The 23360-nt window shown below is 68.7% G+C and carries 23 protein-coding genes; 10 read left to right on the forward strand and 13 right to left on the reverse strand.

The window, feature by feature from the left end:
• Window positions 1-32: 32 nt before the first annotated feature.
• Window positions 33-863 (reverse strand): peptidoglycan-binding protein, encoded by an 831-nt coding sequence (locus tag ACLJO0_RS26300; RefSeq protein WP_125795636.1) that lies wholly within the window; start codon window positions 861-863, stop codon window positions 33-35.
• A 164-nt stretch (window positions 864-1027) separates the two neighbouring features.
• Between ACLJO0_RS26300 and ACLJO0_RS26305 the strand changes: the two genes are divergently transcribed.
• From ACLJO0_RS26305 to ACLJO0_RS26315, 3 genes are all read left to right on the forward strand, one after another.
• Entirely contained in the window at window positions 1028-1483 is a 456-nt protein-coding gene (locus ACLJO0_RS26305) for a hypothetical protein (RefSeq protein ID WP_410581100.1), read from the forward strand.
• Window positions 1484-1672: 189 nt separating this feature from the next.
• The gene (locus ACLJO0_RS26310) at window positions 1673-4006 is read left to right on the forward strand and encodes a chitobiase/beta-hexosaminidase C-terminal domain-containing protein (RefSeq protein WP_410581101.1); all 2334 of its coding nucleotides are present in this window, start codon (window positions 1673-1675) and stop codon (window positions 4004-4006) included.
• A gap of 129 nt (window positions 4007-4135) precedes the next feature.
• Window positions 4136-5443, forward strand: coding sequence for an aldehyde dehydrogenase family protein (locus ACLJO0_RS26315; RefSeq protein WP_410581103.1), 1308 nt, complete (start codon window positions 4136-4138; stop codon window positions 5441-5443).
• Here the strand turns inward: ACLJO0_RS26315 and ACLJO0_RS26320 are convergent, their stop codons facing one another.
• Window positions 5444-6124, reverse strand: coding sequence for a hypothetical protein (locus tag ACLJO0_RS26320; RefSeq protein WP_410581104.1), 681 nt, complete (start codon window positions 6122-6124; stop codon window positions 5444-5446).
• Window positions 6125-6297: 173 nt separating this feature from the next.
• Between ACLJO0_RS26320 and ACLJO0_RS26325 the strand changes: the two genes are divergently transcribed.
• The gene (locus ACLJO0_RS26325) at window positions 6298-6753 is read left to right on the forward strand and encodes a DUF4383 domain-containing protein (RefSeq protein ID WP_410581105.1); all 456 of its coding nucleotides are present in this window, start codon (window positions 6298-6300) and stop codon (window positions 6751-6753) included.
• Window positions 6754-6788: 35 nt separating this feature from the next.
• Window positions 6789-7670: a manganese catalase family protein gene (locus ACLJO0_RS26330; RefSeq protein ID WP_410581261.1), complete on the forward strand. Its 882-nt coding sequence runs from the start codon at window positions 6789-6791 to the stop codon at window positions 7668-7670.
• A gap of 394 nt (window positions 7671-8064) precedes the next feature.
• Here the strand turns inward: ACLJO0_RS26330 and ACLJO0_RS26335 are convergent, their stop codons facing one another.
• The 7 genes from ACLJO0_RS26335 to ACLJO0_RS26365 form a co-directional block, all read right to left on the reverse strand.
• Window positions 8065-9039 carry a YihY/virulence factor BrkB family protein gene (locus ACLJO0_RS26335; protein ID WP_410581106.1) on the reverse strand — a complete coding sequence of 325 codons (975 nt, stop codon included), beginning with the start codon at window positions 9037-9039 and terminating at the stop codon, window positions 8065-8067.
• A gap of 58 nt (window positions 9040-9097) precedes the next feature.
• Entirely contained in the window at window positions 9098-9310 is a 213-nt protein-coding gene (locus ACLJO0_RS26340; protein WP_125783063.1) for a ferrous iron transport protein A, read from the reverse strand.
• Window positions 9307-9546 carry a glutaredoxin family protein gene (locus tag ACLJO0_RS26345; RefSeq protein ID WP_125783065.1) on the reverse strand — a complete coding sequence of 80 codons (240 nt, stop codon included), beginning with the start codon at window positions 9544-9546 and terminating at the stop codon, window positions 9307-9309. Before ACLJO0_RS26345 ends, ACLJO0_RS26340 begins: the two co-directional genes overlap by 4 nt.
• Window positions 9547-9549: 3 nt before the next feature.
• On the reverse strand, window positions 9550-12438 hold the full coding sequence (locus ACLJO0_RS26350; protein ID WP_410581107.1) for a helix-turn-helix transcriptional regulator: 2889 nt from the start codon (window positions 12436-12438) through the stop codon (window positions 9550-9552).
• A gap of 95 nt (window positions 12439-12533) precedes the next feature.
• Window positions 12534-12728, reverse strand: a complete 195-nt coding sequence (locus ACLJO0_RS26355; RefSeq protein WP_125801601.1) for a hypothetical protein — start codon at window positions 12726-12728, stop codon at window positions 12534-12536.
• Between the two features lie 13 nt (window positions 12729-12741).
• Window positions 12742-15624: a type 2 lanthipeptide synthetase LanM family protein gene (locus ACLJO0_RS26360; RefSeq protein ID WP_410581108.1), complete on the reverse strand. Its 2883-nt coding sequence runs from the start codon at window positions 15622-15624 to the stop codon at window positions 12742-12744.
• A gap of 265 nt (window positions 15625-15889) precedes the next feature.
• Complete coding sequence (locus tag ACLJO0_RS26365) at window positions 15890-16459, reverse strand: hypothetical protein (protein WP_410581110.1); 570 nt, start codon at window positions 16457-16459, stop codon at window positions 15890-15892.
• Window positions 16460-16629: 170 nt separating this feature from the next.
• On the opposite strand from ACLJO0_RS26365, the gene ACLJO0_RS26370 reads away from it, so the two are divergent.
• Entirely contained in the window at window positions 16630-16929 is a 300-nt protein-coding gene (locus tag ACLJO0_RS26370; protein ID WP_410581111.1) for a WGxxGxxG family protein, read from the forward strand.
• Between the two features lie 367 nt (window positions 16930-17296).
• Here the strand turns inward: ACLJO0_RS26370 and ACLJO0_RS26375 are convergent, their stop codons facing one another.
• Both ACLJO0_RS26375 and ACLJO0_RS26380 read right to left on the reverse strand, forming a co-directional pair.
• Window positions 17297-17518 (reverse strand): hypothetical protein, encoded by a 222-nt coding sequence (locus tag ACLJO0_RS26375; RefSeq protein ID WP_410581113.1) that lies wholly within the window; start codon window positions 17516-17518, stop codon window positions 17297-17299.
• A 145-nt stretch (window positions 17519-17663) separates the two neighbouring features.
• Entirely contained in the window at window positions 17664-18389 is a 726-nt protein-coding gene (locus tag ACLJO0_RS26380; RefSeq protein WP_410581115.1) for an SDR family NAD(P)-dependent oxidoreductase, read from the reverse strand.
• Between the two features lie 93 nt (window positions 18390-18482).
• On the opposite strand from ACLJO0_RS26380, the gene ACLJO0_RS26385 reads away from it, so the two are divergent.
• A complete protein-coding gene (locus ACLJO0_RS26385; protein ID WP_410581116.1) occupies window positions 18483-19046 on the forward strand; it encodes a MarR family winged helix-turn-helix transcriptional regulator in 564 nt (187 codons plus the stop codon).
• An 8-nt stretch (window positions 19047-19054) separates the two neighbouring features.
• On the opposite strand, the gene ACLJO0_RS26390 is transcribed toward ACLJO0_RS26385, so the two are convergent.
• Complete coding sequence (locus ACLJO0_RS26390; protein ID WP_410581117.1) at window positions 19055-19906, reverse strand: hypothetical protein; 852 nt, start codon at window positions 19904-19906, stop codon at window positions 19055-19057.
• 165 nt (window positions 19907-20071) lie between these two features.
• Window positions 20072-20482 (reverse strand): barnase inhibitor, encoded by a 411-nt coding sequence (locus ACLJO0_RS26395; RefSeq protein ID WP_410581119.1) that lies wholly within the window; start codon window positions 20480-20482, stop codon window positions 20072-20074.
• A 266-nt stretch (window positions 20483-20748) separates the two neighbouring features.
• On the opposite strand from ACLJO0_RS26395, the gene ACLJO0_RS26400 reads away from it, so the two are divergent.
• The 3 genes from ACLJO0_RS26400 (at window position 20749) to ACLJO0_RS26410 (ending at window position 23355) form a co-directional block, all read left to right on the forward strand.
• Complete coding sequence (locus tag ACLJO0_RS26400; protein WP_410581120.1) at window positions 20749-21045, forward strand: YkvA family protein; 297 nt, start codon at window positions 20749-20751, stop codon at window positions 21043-21045.
• Window positions 21046-21145: 100 nt separating this feature from the next.
• Window positions 21146-22468: a M20/M25/M40 family metallo-hydrolase gene (locus ACLJO0_RS26405; protein ID WP_410581122.1), complete on the forward strand. Its 1323-nt coding sequence runs from the start codon at window positions 21146-21148 to the stop codon at window positions 22466-22468.
• Window positions 22468-23355: an alpha/beta fold hydrolase gene (locus ACLJO0_RS26410; protein WP_410581123.1), complete on the forward strand. Its 888-nt coding sequence runs from the start codon at window positions 22468-22470 to the stop codon at window positions 23353-23355. The genes ACLJO0_RS26405 and ACLJO0_RS26410 overlap by 1 nt, the downstream gene beginning before the upstream one ends.
• The last annotated feature ends 5 nt before the right edge of the window (window positions 23356-23360 follow it).

The raw sequence follows: 23360 nt of genomic DNA on the forward strand, positions 1-23360 counted from the left end.
ACATCGGCGAAGGTGGCCTTCGGCCAGTGGGATCAGGACCGCTGGTACTCCTCCCAAGTGAGCTTCGGCGTGACGGCGGGGCCGTCGTCGGAACCGCGGCCGGCGAGGCCGTTGTAGCCGAGGTAGTAGTCACCGGCCTGGTGCTGCGCACCGGAGGACAGGTCCGGATCGGACAGTGCGATGGCGTGGATGTGGTAGGCGAAACCCTGGGCCGGGGTCCGGACCCAAGCCGCGAAGCCCACCTGACGCAGCTTCCGTGCGACGTCGGTCCGCGTGGCCGAGGACATGCCCTCGACACCGATGTCGAGCGCGCCGCCACCGTCGTGCGTCCCTGCCGAAGCGCCGACGCCGCCGGGGTTGTACGAGCCCTGGGTGATGGTGAGCTGCCTGCCGAGCAGTGCCTCGGCCTTCACCAGCATCGCCTTGGTCCGGGTGTTCATCGTCTTGCCGTGGTAGGTCAGGCGGCTACCCGCCGAGACCACCGCGGTGACGGTGTACCGGCCCTCGCCCAGCTTCTCGAGCGAGGTCTTGCCTGGCAGGCCGGAGGCGTCGATCCCGGTGTAGCCCAGCGACTTCTGGTAGCTGGAATACCCGTTGATCGTCGAGGTGCCGAAGTGGCCGTCGACGTACTGCTGATCGAGCAATCCCTTGGCGGCCAGCGCCTGCTCCACCAGCAGCACACTGTCCTTGGCGCCAGGGGTCAACGCGCTGTCGGCGCGGCGCGGGTCGATCTGCGCGGCCTTGAGCACCGCTTCCATGCTGGCCGCGGGCAACGCGGTCACGGCCACTTCGGCGCCGGCCGGTGCGGCCACGCCGAAGGAGAGCGCGGTCGCTGTCGCGAGCACGGCTACCTTGGTCAACAATTCCTGCCTCCTGAACGGACTCGGTTGTCCGGTCAGCATGGGCAGCGCGAATACAAGGGCCGTACAAACGACCTTTGCCTTGTCGCCCGGTCGGGTGTCGCTTCGGCGAAATCGGGGAACGACCTGATAAGACTTCCGGTGGACGCCGAAAGGTCGAGACCCACATGGTGCTACGTACCCCGCCACCCTCAAGGGCTCATCTCAGACTGCTCGCGGCGGCGGACGCGTCCCCGCCTGGCCGTCGGCGGGACCTGTACGGCGAGATCGCCGACCGGCGGCTGGCCGCGATCCTCGCCGCGGAAGACGTGGCGGAGGAACACGGGCTGAGCGCGCACGTCCGGACGACCTGTTACGTCCATCGCCGATGGGTGCACCAGTGCATCTCCGATCCGATGCACATCCTGGTGGTCACCGGCCATCGGTGGTGCCGCCGCTGCGATCGCACGGTGGAGGTCGAGGTCGACGAGACCTTCCCGGGCTCTGTCGAACTCTTCTGCGACGGCTGCGGTGTCCCGCCGGACACGGCCGCGAACCGCGAGGTACTCCTGGCCTGCCGGACCAGCCTGGCCGCCATGCACGGTGGGGAAGCATCGACGCTCTACGTCGTTCCTGACCGCTGAACGGCACCCGATCGCCTCCTCCGATGACGCCGAACGGCCGTGTCCCCGGCGGCCGCGCGGAGCAGTCAGTGGTTTGGACCACCACTGTTACCGAAGCGTGATCTGGACATATCGCACGGACGGCTACTTTGTTGTGGCGCGCAACGAATTGCTTCGCCCGTGGATTTCCAACGCCGGAGGTGTCACGACGTGGATCGGATCTTTGTGCAGCCCCAACGGCGGAAAAGGGTTCGTGGCGCACTCGCCGCCGTCCTTTCCGCCCTCCTGATCGCCGCCGGTCTCGGCGGTGCCACCGCCGCGGCGGCCGACTACAGCCAGAGTGCCGCGTCCCTGAACGCGAGCCAGGCGCAGTTCTCCTTCACGCCGGCGACGCCCGCGCGCTACGTCGACATCCACTACACCGGCGTTCCCGGCCTGGGCCAGCAGAACGTCCGCATGACCGACAACGGGGGGACTTGGCGGCACACCGTCGGTTCGCTCACGGCGGGCACGGTGCTCGACTACTGGTTCACCTACGAGAAGAACGGGCCGCAGTACGACACCCCGCATTTCGGTTACACCCATGGCGGAAGCGGCGCGACCGTCGCCTCGCCGACGTTCGACCCGCCGGGCGGCAGTTACCCGAGCGCTCGCTCGGTGACGTTGTCGTCCGCGACCGCGGGCGCGACCATCCGGTACACAGTGGACGGTTCCACGCCGACCGCTTCGTCCACTCCGTACACCGGACCGATCACGGTTTCCGCGTCCTCGACGATCTCCGCGATCGCGGTCAAGTCGGGCTCGGCGAATTCACCGGTGACGTCGGCGAGCTACACGATCGGATCGACACAGGCGACCTGCCCGACGCAGGCCGAGGTCCCGGACTTCGGCCCGAACGTGCGGATCTTCGACCCAGGCATGTCGGCGGCGTCGATCCAGAGCAGGCTGGACGCGGACTTCAACGCGCAGAAGGACACGTTGACCGCGCAGTTCACCGAGCGCCGATACGCGCACCTGTTCAAGCCCGGTGTGTACAACGGCATCCACGACAATGTCGGCTACTACACCTCCGTCGCGGGCCTCGGGCAGAACCCGGGCGACGTCGTGATCAACGGTGACGTGACCGTCGACGCCTTCAACGAGTCGGACAAGGGGGTGGCGCTGCAGAACTTCTGGCGCTCGGCGGAAAACCTCGCCGTTGTCCCGAGTAGCGGCTCCACTCGCTGGGCCGTCGCGCAGGCCGCGCCGTTCCGTCGCATGGACATCCGCGGCGGGCTCCAGCTCTACCCGGCCAGCTACGGGTTCGCCAGCGGTGGCTACACCGCCGACACCAAGGTCTCCGGGCAGACCGCTTCGATCTCGCAGCAGCAGTGGTACACCCGCGACAGCAGCTACGGCAGCTGGGACGGCGGGGTCTGGAACATGGTCTTCTCCGGGACGAACGGCGCTCCCGCCAACACCTTCCCGAATCCGCCGGAGACGACGCTCGCCACCACGCCGGTGTCCCGCGACGTCCCGTATCTCTACCTCGACGGCTCCGGCAAGTACCGGGTCTTCCTGCCCTCGTTGCGCACCAACGCTTCCGGGCCGAGCTGGGCAAACGGCGGCACGCAGGGCAGCTCGCTGCCGATGAGCCAGTTCTACGTCGTGAAGGCGGGGGACACGGCGTCGTCGATCAACACCGCGCTCTCCCAGGGCTGCAACCTGTTCTTCACGCCGGGCGTCTACCACCTCAACCAGACGCTCAACGTGACGAAGGCGAACACCGTCGTCCTCGGTGTCGGCTACTCGACGCTGGTGCCCGACAACGGCGTCGAAGCGATGCGGGTCGCCGACGTGGACGGGGTCCGGATCAAGGGGCTGCTGTTCGACGCCGGAACGACCAACTCGCAGTCGCTGCTCACGGTCGGCCAGGTGGGCTCGACGGCGAACCACTCGGCCAACCCGACGACGCTGCAGGACGTGTTCTTCCGGATCGGCGGTCAGATCGCGGGGAAGGCGACGAACAGCCTGATCGTCAACAGCCGCGACACCATCATCGACCACATCTGGGCCTGGCGCGCCGACCACGGCAACGCGGGCACCTACGGCTGGACGGTCAACACCGGCGACACCGGGGTGGTCGTCAACGGCGACAACGTGCTGGCGACCGGTCTGTTCGTCGAGCACTACCAGAAGTACCAGGTGATCTGGAACGGCCAGAACGGCAGGACGATCTTCTTCCAGAACGAGATCCCTTACGACGTCCCGGATCAGGCGGGCTGGAAGAGTCCCAACGGGCTCAACGGGTACGCCGCCTACAAGGTGGGGGACAACGTGACCACGCACGAGGCGTGGGGCCTTGGCAGCTACTGCTTCTTCAACGACAACCCGTCGGTGAACCTGTATCACGCGTTCGAGGTGCCGAACCGCTCCGGCGTCCGATTCCACAACATGGTGACGGTCTCGCTGAACTACAAGGGGACCATCACCCACGTCATCAACGACGCCGGTGCGGTGACACCGCCAGGGACGACGCCGAGCAATCTGGTGAGCTACCCGTAACGCTCACCGAGGGCTGAAGGGCGCTTTCCCCGCATGACACGCGGGGAAAGCGCCCTTCACACTTGTGTATAACGCCCTATACCGTTCGGCGATGGGCACCTGCTTCACCTCGCCGCTAGGCTCGGATCCATGACCAGCAGTGATGCCTCCGCCGTCGTCAAAGAACTGCGTGACCTCTTCCGTTCCGGTGTCACGAAACCGGTGGATTGGCGCCGGACGCAGCTCATGGGCCTGCGGAAGCTCCTGTCCGAGCGGGCCGACGTCTTCCTCGACGCGCTCTATGCCGATCTGCGGAAGAACACTGCCGAAGCCAAGCGCGCGGAGATCGCGCTCGTGCGCAACGAGATCGACCACACGCTGGAGAACCTCGACTCCTGGCTGGCTCCGGAGCCGGCCGAGCTGCCGTATCCGCTGCGGCCGGGGAACGGCCGCGTCGTACGTGAGCCGCTCGGGGTCGCGTTGATCATCGGGCCGTGGAACTACCCGCTGCAGCTGGTGCTCGCGCCGCTGGTCGGAGCGCTGGCGGCGGGGAACTGTGCGGTCGTGAAGCCGAGCGAGCTGTCTCCGAACACGTCGGCCGCGATCGCCGAGCATCTCCCGGACTACGTCGAGGGCGTCCGCGTCGCCGAGGGCGCGATCCCGGAGACGACGGCGCTGCTGGAGCAGAAGTTCGACACGATCTTCTACACCGGGAACGGGACGGTCGGCCGGATCGTCATGGCCGCGGCGGCGAAGCATCTCACACCGGTCACGCTGGAGCTGGGCGGGAAGAGCCCGGCGATCGTCGAGCCGGGCGCCGATCTCGCCGTGACCGCGCAGCGGCTCGCGTACGGCAAGTTCGCCAACGCGGGCCAGACCTGCGTCGCGCCCGACTACGTCCTCGCGATCGGCGACACCGGCCCGAAGCTGGCCGAGCAGCTGGCCGAGACCGTCGAAGCGATGTTCGGCGAGGACCCCGCCACCAGCGACTCCTACGGTCGCATCATCTCGACGCGGCATTACGACCGGCTCGCCGCCTTGCTGGACAACGGAACCGCGGTCGTCGGCGGCCAGGCCGACCGCGACGAGAAGTACATCGCGCCCACCGTGCTCACCGGCGTTTCCCCGGACGCCCCGGTGATGCGGGACGAGATCTTCGGCCCGATCCTGCCGATCATCGAGGTGCCCGACGTCGACGCTGCGCTGGCGTTCGTCAACGAACGCGACAAGCCGCTGGCGTTGTACGCCTTCACCGAATCGGATGAGACGAAGCGCAGGATCGAGGCGGAGACGTCGTCGGGTGGCTTGGTGTTCGGCGCGGCGATCATCCATCTCGCGGCGCCGGAGTTGCCGTTCGGCGGGGTGGGGGAGAGCGGGATGGGCCGCTATCACGGCCGCTATTCGATCGACAACTTCAGCCACGTGAAGGCCGTGCTGGACAAGCCACTCGCGGGCTGATCAGCGGCCCTCGCGGCTGCCTTCGTAGGCCCGCTCGCGCAGCCCGGCGAGCCAGCCGGGCCGCGGCTCCCATCCTCGCGGAGGATGCAGCATCGGATCGAAGGCGGGGCGGGAGGAGTCTTCGGCCACTTCGCGCAGGGTCAGCGTCGCGCAGGGCTTCCGATGCCCGTTCGCGCGGACGGTCTCGACGAGGTAGGTCACCGGCCCTTCCGTCACCAGGCGCCTCAAGGCGTCCAGTGATGCTTCGGCGTGCCGCGGCGTCTCCGCGCGGGCCGAAAGCCAGACCAGTTCGCCTTTCGTGCGATAGGGCAGCAAGGTGCTGTAGCGCCCGGTGGTCCAGGCCCGCGACGGCCGCGGCAGTACCCGGCCGACCAGACCGGCACCCGAAGTGGTCAGCGTGAGATCCCAGGGATCACCGTCGGCGGAAGGGATCCGGACCGCCAGCCCCAGCGCGTCGGGCACCCGTCCCGGGAGGCCTACCCCCTTGGACATCCGCACGGTCACGGCCACCGGCTCGTCCGGCAGGGCGAGGTCATCGCCCCTCAGGCCGTGAAGTTCGCCTTTGAGTAGTAGCCCATTCGGGTGGAAGGCTCTCGCGCCACGCAGGGCCGCGAGGGCGCGGAAGCCGGCACGGAAAAGCTTGCCGCCGGGCCCGGCCTGCGTTGCGGCGTCCTCAGCCACGATTCCGACCTCCTTGTGACGTGCGTGCTCCGCGGTGATTACCCCGGCCATGGCGGGTTACACGGGAATTCCCACAAATTCATGAGCTCCGTTTCCCCGGTGTGAACGGCATTCGCCCGGGTACTCGACGCGATGTTCGCGCAGTTCCCCAGTCATCTGGATCGGAGGAAATCATGACTGCATCGCCGGCCACGGTTCGGCGGGGTCCGCGCCAGCTCATCGCTTTCGGCGTGGGCGCGGTCTTCCTGCTCGTCGGCATCCTCGGTTTCATCCCCGGCGTCACGACGAACTACGAACAGCTGAGCGGCGCCGGACACGAGTCCGGTGCGCTGCTGCTGGGCGTGTTCCAGGTGTCGATCCTGCACAACATCGTCCACCTGGCGTTCGGCGTCGCGGGCATCCTGCTGGCCCGGACAGTGAGCGGCGCGAAGGCGTTCCTCGTCGGCGGCGGGGTGATCTACCTCGTGCTCTGGCTGTACGGGCTGCTGATCGACCACGGCTCGGCGGCCAATTTCGTGCCGGTCAACGACGCCGACAACTGGCTGCACCTCGGGCTCGCCGTCGGGATGATCGCCCTCGGGCTCATTCCGCTCTCCGGTTCGAAGGCGCCGATCGCCGACTCGCGCTAATCCCCGTCCTTCCCTGAATTCTTCGGAGGTTGTCAGTGTTCCGTCATACCAAATCGCTCCAATTCGAGGCCAAACCGGAAAAGCCCGACGCCTTGTACGCCCGCAAGCTGCAGGAACTCATCGGTGGCGCCTACGGTGAAATGACCGTTACCATGCAGTACCTGTTCCAGGGCTGGAATTGCCGCATCGAGGGCAAGTACAAGGATTTGATCATGGATACGGCGACCGAGGAGATCGGTCACGTCGAAATGCTCGCGACGATGGTCGCCCGGCTGCTCGAAGGGGCGCCCGCCACCACGGTGGCCGAGGCCGCGAAGGATCCGGCCACCGCGGCGATCCTCGGCGGGATGGATCCCCAGCAGGCGATCATCTCCGGTGGCGGCGCCACACCGAGCGACAGCCAGGGCTATCCCTGGAACGGCCGCTATGTCGTGGCGTCGGGCAACCTGCTGGCCGATTTCCGGGCGAACGTCGCGGCCGAGGCGCAGGGCCGGTTGCAGACGGCCAGGTTGTACAACATGACCGACGACCCGGGTGTGAAGGCGATGCTGCAGTTCAACCTCGCGCGGGACACGGTGCACCAGAAGCAGTGGCTCGCCGCGATCGAGGAACTCAAGGCCGACGGCCTGGAAAGCGACATCGCACCGACCGCGTTGTTCGACGAGGAGAACCAGGAGCACAACAACACCATTTGGCACCTGTCCGACGGCCCGGACGGTGCGAAGGGTGGCTGGAGCTTCGGCGAGGACGGGATCGAGTACCTGATGGAGCCCGAGGCCCTCGGCGGACCTGGCACCGCTCCGAAGCCCGACCCGGCGCTCTACGGCACCTATGCGCCGGTCCAGGACGCGATCGGGACGGTCAAGGGCAAGGCCAAGAACGCGAAGAAGAAGGCCACCAAGTCGAGCAAGAGCTAGGAGATTCGGCGGAGCCCTTCCCCGGTGCCGCCGGGGAAGGGCTCCTCTCTGTTCGGACTCCGCACTCCCGAGTGCGGCGTCCAGGCACGTGAGTTACGTCCCCAAGCACGCGAGTTACGTCCCTAAGCACGCGAGTCACGCCTTACCGAAGTACATGAAGGCCCCCTTCCTTGCGTCTAGCGCAAGGAAGGGGGCCTTCATGTACTTCACGACAGGCCGTCGAGGTCACAGCCGTCCCACCGTCACCAGGGACCACAGCTGACGGTAGCGAAAGCCTCCTTCACTACCGTCAGAGTAGGCAAAGAGGCCCTCACTACCAGGAGAACGCCTACGCGGGAGCGACCCCCGGCACCCACCGCGCCACCTTTGCCTTACCCCTCAATATGTGCGGGAGTCAGTCGGTGGCTTCGGCGACCGCGGCCGCTTCGTCGTCGTCCATCGCCTTGGTGTCGCGCGGCGGGAGGAACGGCTCGTCGTCGGCGGGGCGTCCGGAGGCACGCTCCTTGCCACGGGTGAGTTCCGCGTCCAGCTCGGCGCCGAGGAGGACGGCGATGTTCGAGATCCACAGCCAGATCAGGAACACGATGACCCCGGCGAGCGAACCGTAGACCTTGTTGTACGAGCCGAAATTGCTCACGTAGAAGGCGAATCCCGCGGTGGCGGCTGCCCAGAGCACCACGGCCACGAGCCCGCCGGGCGTGAGCCAGCGGAACTTCGGCTGCCGCACGTTGGGGCTCACCCAGTAGAGCAGTGCGAACGCCAGCCCGGCCAGCAGCGCGATCACCGGCCATTTCGCGATGTCCCAGACGAGGACACCCGTCGAACCGAGGCCGATCAGGTCACCGAGGTAGCGCGCGACCCCGCCGGTCGCCACCACACCGGCGGCGCACAGGGCGAGGACGATCAGCACGGCGATGGTGAGCCCGACCCGCAGCGGCACGGTCTTCCAGATCGGGCGGCCTTCGGGCATCGAATAGATGACGTTGGACGCACGCATGAACGCGCCGATGTAGCCGGACGCCGACCACAACGCGCCCACGAAGCCGATGATCGCCGCCGTGCTGGCCAGTCCGCCGGATTTGGACAGCTCCTCGATCGCGCCGACCAGGATCTCCCGGCCCTGCCCCGGTGCGATCCGGCCGACGTTGTCGACCAGGGTCTGGGTCGCGGACGGCCCGAGGAGACCGAGGATCGCGGTCAGGACCAGCAACCCGGGGAAGAGCGAGAGGACGCCGTAGTAGGTGAGGGCGGCCGCCCAGTCCAGCATGTTGTCGTGGTTGAACTGGGCGAACGTCCGTTTGAGCACCGCGAACCACGATCGACGGGACAACTCCGTCGGACCGTCCGGGTTTTCCGTTGTGGCAGCCAAGGGAACCTCCTGAAGGGGATTCCCTCGCTTACCCGGGAGCGCCGGGGCGAAACAGCGATCAGACCGGGCGAGGACGCGGCTGTGGTGGAGGCGGGACGGTCTTCGCGAGGACGATGTCCGCCAGCCGGATCGTCACCAGCCCGCGTTTGGTCTCCACCGCGCATTCCGCGTCGTCACGGGAGCGCAGGTAGCCGAGCGCGTCGGTGAACCCGCCTTCGATCCGGTACCGCACGACGACCCTCGTGCCGACCGGGACGTCCGGGAGGGTCACCGGTCCAGGTGCGCGGTGAGCTCGTCGTCGCTCGGCTCGACCAGGTGGGTGCCGTCCGGCCAGACGATGGTGGGGATCCGGCGCTCACCGTTCTGCAGCGCCCGCACGGTTTCCTCGGCGACAGTGTCCGCTTCGACGTCGATGTAGTCGTACTCGACGCCCTTCGCGTCCAGCAGGGCACGGCTGCGTTTGACGTCGGGGCACCAGTCGGCGCCGTACACGGTGAGGTCGCTCATGGATCACAGCATGCCAGGTCGCGGTCCGGCGGCGTGTTCGGCGAGGGCCGAACGGTCGGCGAGCCCGGTCTTGGCGAGCAGGCTCGCGACGTGCTTCTCGACCGTGCGGGGCGAGATGTGCAGCCGGGCGCCGATGTCCTTGTTGCCCATGCGCTCGGCGAGCAGTACCAGCACCTCGTATTCGCGGACGGTGACGCCGGCCGCGCGCAGCTCACCGGGGACCCGGTCGACACCGGACCGGCGCTGCCGCACGGGTGCGCCGAGCTTGCGGAGCAGGCTCCGGCAGGCGGCCGCGACCGCCTGGATGTCCCTGCCGTGGAAGTACTCCTCGGCCTCGTTGAGCCAGCCCGCCGGATCTCCCCAGCCGTCGGCGGCGGCCGGTTCGGCGATCAGCCGGAGCCCGAGGTGCCGGGCAAGGGGATAGGGCGCCGACGTCTCGAGTGCGGAGGCCACCGACCGTTCGGCCTCCGCCGTGTCACCGCGCCTGCCGTGCTCGACGGCGTGCGCGAATTCGACGAACTGCCGGTTCCACCGCATCCCGCTCACGGCGGAGCCCGCCTCCGGGCAGGGAGCGCCGCCGAGGGTGTCGACGAGCGTCCTGAGCCCGTGCTGTCCGGCGAGGTGGAACCGGCTCGGCCGCCGGTCCTCCAGCTCGATGACCTGGTCGAGTTCGCGGCGCGCCCGCTCGAAGTCCTCCTCGAGCAGTGAACAGAAGACGCGTGCCAGCCCGATGCTCAGCACCATCTCCTGCGCGTTCTCGCCGCCGCTTTGCCGGAAGTCGTCGAGCGCCCGCTCCATCGCCGGGCGGTCGGCGCGGTGCCCGGCCGACATCGCCCTGGTCATATGCGCGTACTGCAGCAACGCGGTCAACCGGAGCCTGCCGAGCACGGCGAGGTTCTCTTCCAGCAGCGCGTGCGCGGTGTCGAACTCGCAGCGCAGGATCGCGTGCATGGTGCGCACGGAATCGACCGCGCAGTGCAGCGTGATGGACCCGGTCCGCTGGGCGTCCGCGCGGGCGAGCAGCAGGGTCTGCTCGTCGCCGTTCATCAGCACGCGATGCCCGCCGAGCCGGACCAGCGCCTGGGTGCGGAGGTGGTGCAGGTGGTTGTCCTCGGCGGTTCGCCGCGCGAGCTGCATGTACTGCTCGGATTCGGTGAGGTCCCGCGACAGCGCGAGCATGCCGAGCACCTGCAGTGCCTGGCAGACGACGAACGGCTGCTCGGTCTCCTCGGCCACTTTCCACGCCTGACGCGCGAGCCGTTCCGCTGTGCCGGTCCGGCCGGGGACGTCGAGCCACAGGTTCGCTTCGACGGCGTCGAGCGCGGCCTGCTGAGCTGGCGAGATCGCGGAACCGAGTGGAGCTCGGGCGCGTTCGATCTGGCCGAGGCATTCGTCGTGCCGTCCGGCGATGTAGGCGGCCCAGGCGAGCTGGGTGTGCAGTTTGGCGGCCCGTTCGAGCGTGCCGATCTCGACGAAGCCCGCCGAAAGCTCGACGGCGCGGTCGAATTGGCCGGTCTGCCCGAGCGCGTACAGCAGTGTCTCCAGTACCTCGGCCCGATCACCCGCGTCGGCACCGGCGAGCAGGTCGACGGCTTTGGTGAGCATCGTGACCGCGGAATCCGCGGCGCCGGCGTCGAGGGCGCGGCGACCGGTCCGCGCGAACAGGTGGCCCGCGGCCCGTTCGTCCATCGCGGTCAGCCGGAGCGACGCGACGAGCGCGCACAGATCGCCCGGCAGACCCGGGTACAGCTTCTCGACGGCGTCGGCGGCTTGACGGGCGAGTGCCGCCTTGCGGGCCGGTGACTGGCGTGCCAGCAGCGCTTCCGCGGTCAGCGGATGACGGAAGGCGTACCAGCCCGGCGTCGTCTCGTCGGTGGTCACCAGGTTCGCCGAGACGGCGGCGCTCAGGTGGTTGTGCAGGGTCCGGTCGTTCGTGCCGATCACCGTCTGCACCACCGTCAGCGGGAAGCGGCGGCCGATGATCGCGGCGACCGACAGCAGTTCGCCCGCCTGCTCGCCGAGTTGCTCCGTCCGGACGCCGATACTGGTGACCAGGGCGGCGGGTACGCGGGCGCGGAGTTCGCCGATGACCCGCCAGCCGTCCCGGCCCTCGACCAGCAGGCCCTCGTTCACCATGCCGTGGAGCAGTTCCTCGACGATGAACGGCAGGCCGGCGCTGTTGCGCCACAACAGTTCTGCCGCGGGCGACGGCAGTTTGCCCGGCTCGGTCTCCAGGCAGGCCGCCGCGAGTGCGCGGGTGTCGGCGAGACCGAGCCTGCCGAGTTCGACGACGGCGCAGCTCATCCGCTGGGCACCGGAGGTCGCGAGGCGGAGGGCGTCGGAGGGCTCGTTGCGGAGCGTGCCGACGAACAGGGTCTGTGCCGCGGGCAGGTTGTCGACGAGGTATTCGAGGATGAACAGCGTTTCGGCGTCGGCGTCCTGGAGGTCGTCGAGGACCAGGAGCGCGCCGCGGTCGCGGCTGGTCACGGCCAGCAGCCGGAACACCGCTTCGGCGAGCACCAGCAGGGAGCCCGATTCCCGCGGCCGGTCGCCTTGGCCCCAGTCGGGAACGAGCTGGGCGAGCACCGGGACGAACGGGTCGAGTTCGGCCGCCTCCGGCGGTCCGCCGCCGCGGAAATGCGACAACAGCGCCTGGGTCAGCGGCCGGAACGGGACGAGCGGACCGATCGAACCGGCCCTGCCCTGCAGAACCGGGATGTCGGCGGCGACCGCGCGAGACGCGGCTTCGGTGGCGAGGCGGGACTTGCCGATGCCGCCTTCGCCGACGAGAAAGATCGCGCCGCCGCGGCCCGCGATGGCGCGATCGAGAGCTTCGGAAAGCTCGGTCAGTTCGGCGTCGCGGCCGATCACCCGCGACGAACGGATCCCCACGGTCGCGACTATAGCGAGCGGATTCCGCAGTCATGGGGAAAGGCGATCACGAAGGCGGGCGGCGCGAGCCCGCCTTCGTGAGCTTTTGACGGACCTCAGATCCAGCCGCCGGTGAACACACTGACGACGGACGGTGAACCGGGGTCCGTGGAAAGGGTGGCGAGCGGGTTGGCGCTCAGCCGCGGCTTGCTGCCCGCCAGCGCGTGGTTGCGCGAGCCGACCTCGAGGGCGCGCGGCAGGTTCACGGCGCCGAGGGCGTCTTCGGTGGCGGGCAGATCTCTTTCGTACATTCGGTTCTTCTCCTCATACTCGGTTTACCGGCGGAACAACGGTGGCCGCGGGATGCGGCCGGTCGGGGCGGAGCAGGAGCGCGGACGGGACCCGGTCGCCGAATCCCAGCCGCAGCAGGCCGTAGCCGATCCCCGCCAGGCCGCTCAGCAGTCCTGGCGAGGGGACCGCGCCGGGAGTCCCGCAGCGGGTACCGCGCTGATCGATGGCGGCGAGCAGATGACCGGTCCGGCGGCGTACCGCGGCGGCGGCGCCAGTGTGCCCGTTCTCCGCCAGCACGCACAACACGTCCAGCACTCCGGACTCGCCGTGGCAGAGGCTGAGATCCTTCAGCGGTGCCCCGTCGGCCAGCCGTTTGATCGTCCGGTCCAGGCCACGGGCGGATCCGGGATCCGGCAGGTGCGCGGCCTGGCCGAGTGCCTCGCCCGCGAGACCTTCGCACCAGCCGCCGGTGCTTTCCGCCCGATCGTCCGCCTTTCCGGGTGGTTCTTCGCCGGAACGGTCGTGTGCCCGGAGGACCCAGTCGATCCCGGTCGGACCGCGGGCGAAACCGGTCTCATGTGGACGTTCGCGTTCGAGCAGCTGTCCGGTGTAGCGGTCCGCCCGCTTCAACGCCGCCTCGAGTCCTGTTTGGACATACACCGAGCGCATCGACGCGACCCCGCCTGCCAGGCCCGTCGTGAATCCGGACGGTGTTTCGGGGGTGGCCTCGGGCATCAGGTCGACGGCCTGCTCGATGAGGTCGCCCACAGGAAGGCCGACCAGGGTGCTGAGCCGCGCGATCGTGTACGCGACGCCGCCGAGCCCGAGAAGCCCGCCGCAGCCGGCGGTGGCGGCCAGTCCGGGATCGGCGCGGAGCGTGGCGAAGAGACCGGGGAGCGGGCTGATCGCGTACGCGGCCAGATCGCGGTACCGCGCGATCCCGGTCAGCTCGGCGAGCTGGGCGAGGAACAACGCGACCCCGCAATAGCCTTCGCCGAGTCCCGCCCCCATCGGCAGGACGGTCCAATAGCGGTCGTCGACGAGTTCGATCCCGAGCCAGTTCGAGCGGTGCTCGTCGGAGAAGGCGTTGGCGACGATGTGGTCGGCGATCCCGCACGCGGTGAGCAGCAGGCGTTCCGGGTCGGGCGCCTGGTTCGGCACCGCCGTTTCCGCGGTCTCGCCGCCGCCATGGTGGTCGTCGGTCGCCGTGCTGATCGCGAGGGTGGCCGAGATCAGCCATTCCTGGTCACGCTGATCGAGCGGATCCATGTCGGCGACCTTGGCCAGCACGGTGTCCAGCGACGCCCGGTCGACCACTCCATCGACGCTGTCACCACGCGAATCCAGCAGTGAGGTCGAGCCGGGGTTCGAGGTGAACATCGGCACGTCGCCCGCCCACAGGTCGGCCCGCTCGTGCGGGACGAGCCGGAGCAGTTTCTCCTCGTCCGCCGAGTCCTCTTCGAGCAGGTCGAACGCGTGGTCGCGGTCGGCGGCGTCACGCAGGAGGTCGGGATGGGTGGTCTCGTCGAGCAGGCGGAAGTAGAAGTTCGTCGGCCGGATGAGCACCCGGATGGGATCCTCGGCGCAGCGCCGCAGAAGCTCGGCGAGTTCGTCCCGTCCGGTGGAGATCGCGTCGTAGCCGAGCCGGAACCCGGCCAGCAGTGCCGCACTGTGCTCGACGGGGGTGACGTCACGGCCGTCGAGACGCGGGAGGTTGTTCCCGCCCGCGAGTTCGCCGGGGACCCGGATCAGCCGCATGTGGTCGGTGCCCGGATCGGCCCAATCGATCCGGTCGGTGGGCAGCTTGCCGCCGCGGCCCGCCAGACCGGAGATGTCGACGGCGCCGTGCTCGCCCGCGAAGAGCTGGGGGAGGAGCAGCGTGCGCTGTACCGATCGCGCCAGCATCGCCGCGGCCGGGTCGCCCTCCGGCGGATCGGGTGGAGACGGCTGGAACAGCGTCTCGATGTCGATCAGCACCGGCTGGTCACCGCAGGCGATGATGTTCTCGTAGTGGACGTCGGTCGCGTCGAGCGCGTGCAGGAGCGCCAGGAGGATGCCCTGACGGCGGTAGAACCGGTCGACGTCGGCGATGTCGGCGCACGGCCGGTGCTCGACGAACCGGAGCCAGCCGTACCCGTCACGCTGGAGTGCGTCGGCGGTCCGCAGGTGGAGACCGGGCAGTCGCTTGTTGACCTGTTCGACGATGTCGGTGAACCGATCGTGCAGGATCAGCGGGCGGGGTTTGTAGATCACCTTGGCACCGCTGGAGAAGCGGAGCAGTTTGACCGAACGCCCGCGTGCGTGCGAGTCCCCGATCCCGCCCGCGACCTCGACGAGCGTGCCGAGTTCGCCGTCCACGACCGAGCAGGGCAACGCGGCGGCATCGGCCGAGAAGCGGGCCAGTGTTTCGGCGTGGGCTTCGGCGGCGTGGAGGCAGGCCTGGGCGAGGAGCCGGGCCAGTACCGGGTATTCGCTGAACAGCCGGACGAGGCCGGCCGGGGTGGACTGCTGGCGCACGAAGTCCGAGAAGCGCTCTTCGGGTGTCTCGCCCCGAAGGATCCCGGCTTTGCGGGCGCGGTGGAGCTCCAGTACGAGCGTGCGGACCGAGAGCTTGAGCAGATGCTGGTCGAGTTGGGCCGCGAACCCCCGGCGGAGTGCTTCGACGTCGGCGTCCGCGAGATCGTCCGGGACCGCCTCACGAGTGGCGGCGTCGACGAACGACCTGAAGACCCCGGCGAACGCGGCACGCCAGTCACCGACTGGGGGACGCTCCGGCAGAAGCGCGGTGACGGCGTGTTCGGCGAAGTGCGCCCATGCGGGCTTGGTCGTCGCCGCGCGTTCGCGCGGGGTCTGGCCGTGCACCCACCACGTCAGCGGCAGGGACGTCGCCGTGGGCTGGGGCGTCACGGCAGTCATGCTTTCAGTTAGGCATCGCCCGCACATGGGGGCGACGTACCCACATTCAGCGCACGCACGAAGATGCCCGGAGAGTGACGACCGGCTCTCCCGCGGTCAGCCACCCATCGCGCCGGAATATGGGGGCCCTGCACCCATGCGCGGGCCGGGTCCCGGCCGCACGATGGTCGGGTGGAACGGGTCTCGCGGTGGTCGAGGAAGTGCCGTGAGGGTCGGGCGCGGGCCGGTTGCTGGGGGTCCGGCCCGCGCCACCCCAAATCCGCACTCAGTTCCGGCGGAGGATCTTCTTGGCTTCCTTGGCCTTGCGGATGACCGTGGCGAGCACACGGCGCGGCCGGAACCGGTTCGTGGTCTCCTCGGGTTCCGCCGCTTTCGGCTCCTCCGAGGCATCCTCGGGAGCGGGCCGATCCGAAGTGAGCTCCCCGGTGATCGTGCCTTCCTCCGACGGACGCGGCTCCGGCACCGCGGCGACCGGCTGGGTCTCCGGCTCCGGCGGGCTCGCCTGGGCCGGAACAGTGCCGGCATCGGTGAGCGGCTCCGCGATGGCCTGCGTTCCGGCGAGCCCCTGTTGGGATACCCGAGCGCGAACCCCGCTCGGCCGGGAAGCTCGCCAACGGCGCGGGCCGTGGATCATCTCCGGGGTGACCGCCGGGATCATGAGCGGAGTGTGCGCGGTATCGGCGTTCGGCACCGCCGGCCCCTGGGCGGCGGGATACCGCGCGAAGACGTCCGCGGCCGGAGCCTCGGCCTGGGCACCGGCTCGGTGCCGGATCCGGACGAGTCCGTAAGCCCCCAGCAGGCCGAGCAGGCCGGTCAAACCCCACCACGCCGTCATCGTCGTCCTCGCTTCCCTGGTAGCCGGTCACCGCTGGATGACCGCTGGCCGGTCGTCTAATCCGGAAGACAACCGTGTGGGTGACATTCGAGGAAACCCGAGTGTGGACGCCCTCGGTGCGGGTACGCGGACGCCGATGATCGTTTGTCACCGAAGGGAAGGATGATCAAATGCGGCACAGGGGAGCGAAAGTCGTCTCCACGTTCGTGGCCTCCGGCGCCATCGCCCTGACCGGAGCGATTCCCGCGTCCGCGATGCCCGAGCCCGCCATCGCGACGCAGGCATGGCACCAGGCCGACAACGACCCGAACGACGGGAATGACTCCGACGGGAACAACGGTCTGTGGGGCCTTCTGGGCCTGGCCGGACTTTTGGGCTTGGCAGGCCTCGCCCGCCGTGGGCCGAGACCGGGCGCGATGAACGGCTACCCGGCCGCGGGTTCCGGGGCGCCGCCGGCGAACACCTATTGAGGGGTAACGCAAAGGTGTCGGGTCGCGGGTATTCGCTCGCGGCCGTGCCGCGAAAGCCACTTTCGCGACCCCAGGCGTCGCGAAAGTGGCTTTCGCAACCTCCCAACTTCGCCTTACCCCCCAATAACTCGCGTGTTTGGGACCGCCCCCTGAACGAACGAGCTTGCACCATAGACCAAGGGCGAAGGGGCCCTTCACCGCATCGGACGCGGTGAAGGGCCCCTTCACCTCACCGCCGGCTCCACCCCACGACCACGACACATTTGACTTACCCCTCAATATCCGCCGGCCGAACCGCGACGGAACCCGCCGGGCGCCTGAGCACTGTCGGAGATCCGCTCCTCGGTCCCCTCGGGCTTCCGGCCCTCTACTCGGTGGTTCGCTTTTCGACGACCTCCGAGGCACCCCGCTTGGAGAACGCAGCCCAGAGATTGAACCCGACAATGCCGACGCACACCGCTGCCCACAGCCACAGGAAGCCGCTGTTCCGCCCGACGCCGTTGACGAACACGAAAACGAGCATCGCCACTCCGACCAGCGCACCGAAGACGGCGAAGGGTTTTGACGGTTTCACTCTGTAGGTGGCCACAGCCCGGCTCCTTGATCAAATCGTTGAGGTGAGGCCGTGATGCCCCGGCTCCCCGACGACGAAACCGTGCCTGCTGTCCAGAACAGGGATGTTGCGCTGAATGCGTATCCTCACTGGGCCGCAAGGACCTGGCCCTCTCCTCCATTCATCTGGTCGGGTGGGCACCGCCGTTGACCCCGAAGGTCTGCCCGGTGATGTGCCGGGCGCCGGCGGAAGCAAGGAAGTGCACCGTTTCGGCGATGTCGTCGGGAATCCCGGCGCGTCCGGTACTGGTCGCCTCGATCAGCTGCTCGGCCCGCTCGGCGGGGAGCTTGTCCCGGAAGAACTCGGTCTCGCGGATGTAGCCCGGCGCGACCACGTTCGCGGTGATCCCGCGGGCGCCGAGCCGCCGCGCCAGGTCGACGTTCCACGACGCCAGCCCGGCCTTGGCCGCGCCGTACGATCCGGCGCCCTGGTCGGCGGCGATGGACCCGATATGGATCACGGATCCGCCTTGGGCCAGCCTGCTCTCGACCGCGGTGGTGGTCAGCACGGCGCTGATCAGGTTGGCGTCCAGGTTGGCCCGCCAGCGCGCGAGGACCCCGGCGAGCCCGTCCTGGTCGGGAAGATCGAAGTCGGTGTTGCCGCCGGCGTTGTTGACCAGCACGTCGATCGGCCCGTCCAGTTCGGCCAGCGCTGAGGTCACCTGGTCGGGATCGGTGCTGTCGCAGACGAGTGGCCGGATCGACGCGCCCAGTTCGGCCGCGGCCGAGACCAGCACTTCCTTGCGTCGTCCGGTGATGTGCACGACGGCGTTCGACGCCGCGAACCTCGCCGCCACAGCCCTGCCGATGCCGGTGCCCCCACCGGTGACCAGGATCGTCCGAGTCATTCAGCCTCCTTCGAGTTCGCCGTTCTCACTCACGTTTAGGTCTAAATGATAGGCTGTGAGTCGTGCGTCCGACAACCGCGATGGAGGTCTGGGATGAGTGCAGCGCCCGAAAACGTCCCTGCCCCGGACGCCGCGGACGAGATCGAGGCGGCATGGCGGCGCGAGCGGCCCGGTACGTCGACCGAGTCCATCGGCATCGTGACCCGGGTGTGGCAACTGGCCAAGTTGTTCGGTGAGGACCGCCGCCGCGTCCTCTCCGACTCCGACGTCGATTCGGCCACGTTGGACCTGCTCAGCGTGCTCCGGCGCAGTTCCCCGCCGTACTCGCTGACGACCAGGGAACTGGCGAGGTCGACCCTGGTCACGGCGGGCGCGATCTCCCAGCGGGTGGCTCGCGCGGAACGGGAGGGGCTGGTCGAGCGGCACACCGAACCGCCAGGCCGCAGCGTGTACGTGACGTTGACCCCGGCGGGACACGCACTGGTGGAGCGGACCGTCGATCGGGTACTCGAGCGGGAACTCGAACTGGTGTCCGGACTGAGCGACGAGCAGCGGGCCCAGCTCACCTCACTGCTGCGGGTGCTCCTCGGCGAGGTCCAGAGCCACTGCGGTGATCACGGCGTTTCCCACGTGGGCGATCCCGGCCAGGCGCTCTGAACCCGACCTCACTGGCTCAGTCGAGCCGCACGCGCGGGTTCCTTGGCCTGAGTGGCGTAGTGGGCGGTGACGATCGCACCCGACATGGCCAGGATCAGGCCCGCGACCGTGAACGTGGCGAAGCCGTCGCGGACGCGGTCGTCGAGGAAGACCAGACCGATGATCGAGGACAACGCCGTGTTCGTGGTGAACATGATCGCGTTGACCGCCGTCGCCCCGCCCTTCTGCAGGGCGAGGGCGAACGAGACCGCCGCGGCCAAGCCGTTGAGGATCATCGCCCACACGGCCGGTTCCACCAGAATCGCCCAGCCGGACGACGGTAGGTCCAAGGTGCGTGCGGAGACACCGACCACGCTGAACCCGACCCCCGTCGCGAAACCGAGCACCTGCGCGGCCCAGGGGCGATCGAAGCGCCGAAAGTACCAGGCGATCGACCCCACGACCAGCGCCATCGCAGGCAGAACCCAGCGCCACGCCGCCGGAAGAACCTTGGCCGGACCCGGCTGCGCCGACAAGCCCAGCAAGATCAGACCGACCGCTCCGACACCCAGCGCGATCCAACCCGGCGCGGCCAGGCGGGTGCCCATGAACGCGGAAATCGCGGCCGTCACGCCGACGCTGAACGCCAGCACCGACTGGACCAGGAACAGCGGCAGCCGTTGCAACGCGGCCGCCGCGCAGGCGAAGCCGACCAGGTCGACGCCGATGCCCACGAAGTAAACCCATTGGCGCCGCAAGTGCACCAGGTCCAGTGCGCTGCCGCCGTACGCGCCCGCGCGGCGGACACCGATCGACTCCAGCACCGAACCACTACCCGAGGCCACCGCAGCCAGCAGCGCGAGGACGTATCCGACGATCACCCCCGCAGTCTGTCAGCCACGCCCTGGGCCCCTTACCGGTCACCCGCCGTGAAGTGGGCCTTCACACGGTGTCCGCCACGCGGTGGCAGCGGGCCGGTGGGCTCCACCAATGGCAGGAACGCCCGGCACGCTGGTCGGTGAACGTCGCCGAGAAGCCCTCTCCGGTCAGCGCAATTCGAGGCGGATGCCGTCTCCATCGGGTCCGTGATCGCGAATGATCCCGACGATCTCATCGAACAACGTCGAGCCTTCGCGGCGCTTGGCTTTGAGAATCTCTGCCTGGACGGTCGAACGGTTCGACGGGTGGCAGGTGAGGAGAAGCTGCTCTCGTTTTCGGAGCGTCGCCTCGTAGCCGAGCGCGGACCGGGACAACTCCGAGTTGAGCCACCTCAAAACCCAGCCGTTGTCGGGTGTCCCGAAGCCTCCGCCGAGGATGTCGTTGAAGGCGTCGAGGTTTCCCCGCCACGTGTGGTCGCGGAGCAGCAGCCGTGAGAACTCGCGAGTGAACCCGTCGAAGTCGGAAAAGCAGGCTCCGTCGATGGTCAGCACAGGAAGGTCGTCACTCCGGCCGGACATGACCCGAGCATGGCATGCGGCGCCCGGACCACTCGTTTGTTCGGGAGTCCTGTCACGCCGCAGACCGCGTGAGATCTGCCAAGATGACATGATGCCCTTGCTCTCGGCTGCCGAGGAGTTCGTTCGCCCGGCGGGCGGCGGCGATCGTGTGTATCGCCGGCCCGTGGCCCGGCTGAGGTGCTGAATCCGGTGGCGGCACAGCAAGATCCGTATCGCGGCTATGCCTGCGAACGGTGACAGTGTCGTGGTGATGAGAGAGGGATCATATGGATTCTCTGTGGACGACACTGGGCACCGTGGCCGTGGTGGTGGTCGTCGTCCTCGTTCTGGTCGCGCTGTTCCTCGTGGTCAAGCTGGTGCGGAAACACCGTCAGGTCCATCAGCCGGGCACGCCGGTGCCGACGAAGGCCGCCTACTGGATTTCCCTTGCCTACACGGTGTTCCCGTTCGATCTGTTGCCCGACCCGGTGTACTTCGACGACATCGTGGTCCTGACCAGCGGGCTGGTCTACGTCAGCAGGTCGCTCACCAAGAAGGCGCGCGAGGACCGCCGGGCGGACTGAAACACAGCCGGCCCTGGGCGCGGCCAGAGTGGACCGCCACCCGCCGTCCACCCGATGGTGGCATCCGGTCGGCGGGCTCCACCAATGGTAGGAATGCCTGGTGACCGAACCGAATTTGATCGAAGCAGCCGCCGAAGAGGCAGTCACGCTCACCAGTGAACTGATCCGCATCGACACGACCAACACGGGTGATCCCGACACGCTGGTCGGTGAACGCGCCGCGGCGGAGTACGTCGCCGAGAAGCTCACCGACGCGGGCTACGAGATCACCTACGTCGAGTCCGGCGGCAAGAACCGCCACAACGTGATCGTCCGGTTGCCGGGCGCCGACCCGTCGCGCGGCGCGCTCCTGATCCACGGTCATCTCGACGCCGTCCCGGCCGACGCCTCGGAGTGGTCGGTCCACCCGTTCTCGGGCGCGATCCAGGACGACTACGTCTGGGGCCGCGGCGCGGTCGACATGAAGGACATGTGCGGAATGGCGCTCGCGCTGGCCCGCCACTACAAGCTCAACGGCATCGTCCCGCCGCGTGACCTCGTCTTCGCGTTCCTCGCCGACGAAGAAGCGGGCGGCAAGTACGGCGCGCAGTGGCTGGTCGAGAACCGGCCCGAGCTGTTCGAGGGGGTCACCGAGGCGATCAGCGAGGTCGGCGGCTTCTCGATCACGCTGAAGGACAACGTCCGCGCGTACCTCATCGAGACGGCCGAAAAGGGCATCCGCTGGATGAAGCTGCGGGTGCGCGGCACCGCCGGCCACGGCTCGATGATCCACCGCGACAACGCCGTCACCAAGCTGTCCGAGGCCGTCGCCAGGCTTGGCAACCACCGCTTCCCGCTGGTGATGACCGACTCCGTGCGCGAGTTCCTCGACGGCGTCACCGAGATCACCGGCTGGGACTTCCCCGAGGACGACATCGAGGGTTCCGTCGCGAAACTCGGCAACATCTCCCGGATGATCGGCGCGACCCTGCGCGACACGGCGAATCCGACGATGCTCACCGCCGGGTACAAGTCGAACGTCATCCCCTCGGTCGCGGAGGCCTCGGTCGACTGCCGGATCCTGCCCGGGCGTCTCGAGGCGTTCAACGCCGAACTGGAGGAGATCCTCGGCCCGGACATCGAGAAGGAGTGGATGGAGCTGCCGCCGGTCGAGACGACCTTCGACGGCGCTCTCGTCGACGCGATGACCAACGCGGTCCTCGCCGAGGACCCGGGTGCCCGCACGCTGCCGTACATGCTGTCCGGTGGCACGGACGCGAAGTCGTTCCAGTCGCTCGGGATCCGCAACTTCGGGTTCGCGCCGTTGCAGCTGCCCGCGGACCTCGATTTCTCCGCGCTGTTCCACGGGGTCGACGAGCGTGTCCCGGTCGAGGCGCTGAAGTTCGGCGTGCGCGTGCTCGACCGCTTCCTCCGCTCGGCCTGATGCCCGGTCTGCTGGCCGCCGATGGCACACCCCTGCACTTCGAGCGCTGGGGTGATCCGTCGGCGCCGGTGACCGTGGTGCTCCTCCACGGGTACGCCCTCGACAGGCGGAGCTGGCGCGGCATCGCGCCAGTGCTGGCTGAGGCGTCCGAGTCTTCGGAGGAACCGATCTCGGTGGTTGCCTACGACCAACGCGGGCACGGCGAGTCCGGTGAGGTCCGGGCCGCGTCGGCCACCATGGGGCAGCTCGCCGATGATCTGGCCGAGGTGCTGGAGAAGGTGATCCCCGACGGCCGGATCGTCCTGGTCGGCCATGACATGGGCGGCCTCGCGATCCTGTCGCTCGCCCAGCGCCATCCGGACGTCTTCGCCGCGCGGGTGGCGGGAATCGGGCTGCTCGCCATGTCCGCGGGCGGCGTCACCCCGGACGCGATCTGGCCGAACGCGCTCGGGAAACTCGGCAGGGACCTGGAGATGGTGTTCGGGTCGAAGCTGATCGGCCTGGTGCGGGAGCATACGAGCAAGGCGGTGACCGCGGGGCTGCGATGGTGGCTCTTCGGGGACGACCCGGTGCCCGCCGACGTCGAACTGACCGTGCGGATGATCCGCGGCAACTGGCCGCAGACGGTGTCCGCGTTCCGGCCAGCCTTGGACGCCTACACGCGGGAATCGGCGTTGTCGCAGGTCGGCGCGGTGCCGGTGACCGCGATCGTGGGGGAGCGCGACAGGCTCGTGCCCACGGCGGACGTCGAGGAACTGGCGGGCGCCGTGGAGAACGGGACGTCAGTGGTGCTGCCCGGCGTCGGGCACGTGGTTCCACTGGAGGCGGCTCCGCAGGTGGTGCCGCGCCTGCTCGCCCTCGTGACCGAAGCACGCCGACAAGCCTGACGTTC

The sequence above is a fragment of the Amycolatopsis sp. lyj-108 genome, from assembly GCF_046549005.1.
Classification (GTDB): Bacteria; Actinomycetota; Actinomycetes; order Mycobacteriales; family Pseudonocardiaceae; genus Amycolatopsis.

What these genes read in the sequence shown, in the direction of transcription:
- ACLJO0_RS26305 (WP_410581100.1), top strand. Translation starts at nt 1,028, where the DNA reads ATGGTGCTACGTACCCCGCCACCCTCAAGGGCTCATCTCAGACTGCTC.
- ACLJO0_RS26315 (WP_410581103.1), top strand. Translation starts at nt 4,136, where the DNA reads ATGACCAGCAGTGATGCCTCCGCCGTCGTCAAAGAACTGCGTGACCTC.
- ACLJO0_RS26325 (WP_410581105.1), top strand. Translation starts at nt 6,298, where the DNA reads ATGACTGCATCGCCGGCCACGGTTCGGCGGGGTCCGCGCCAGCTCATC.
- ACLJO0_RS26345 (WP_125783065.1), bottom strand. Translation starts at nt 9,546, where the DNA reads ATGAGCGACCTCACCGTGTACGGCGCCGACTGGTGCCCCGACGTCAAA.
- ACLJO0_RS26355 (WP_125801601.1), bottom strand. Translation starts at nt 12,728, where the DNA reads ATGTACGAAAGAGATCTGCCCGCCACCGAAGACGCCCTCGGCGCCGTG.
- ACLJO0_RS26360 (WP_410581108.1), bottom strand. Translation starts at nt 15,624, where the DNA reads ATGACTGCCGTGACGCCCCAGCCCACGGCGACGTCCCTGCCGCTGACG.
- ACLJO0_RS26365 (WP_410581110.1), bottom strand. Translation starts at nt 16,459, where the DNA reads ATGACGGCGTGGTGGGGTTTGACCGGCCTGCTCGGCCTGCTGGGGGCT.
- ACLJO0_RS26370 (WP_410581111.1), top strand. Translation starts at nt 16,630, where the DNA reads ATGCGGCACAGGGGAGCGAAAGTCGTCTCCACGTTCGTGGCCTCCGGC.
- ACLJO0_RS26380 (WP_410581115.1), bottom strand. Translation starts at nt 18,389, where the DNA reads ATGACTCGGACGATCCTGGTCACCGGTGGGGGCACCGGCATCGGCAGG.
- ACLJO0_RS26385 (WP_410581116.1), top strand. Translation starts at nt 18,483, where the DNA reads ATGAGTGCAGCGCCCGAAAACGTCCCTGCCCCGGACGCCGCGGACGAG.
- ACLJO0_RS26395 (WP_410581119.1), bottom strand. Translation starts at nt 20,482, where the DNA reads ATGTCCGGCCGGAGTGACGACCTTCCTGTGCTGACCATCGACGGAGCC.
- ACLJO0_RS26400 (WP_410581120.1), top strand. Translation starts at nt 20,749, where the DNA reads ATGGATTCTCTGTGGACGACACTGGGCACCGTGGCCGTGGTGGTGGTC.
- ACLJO0_RS26410 (WP_410581123.1), top strand. Translation starts at nt 22,468, where the DNA reads ATGCCCGGTCTGCTGGCCGCCGATGGCACACCCCTGCACTTCGAGCGC.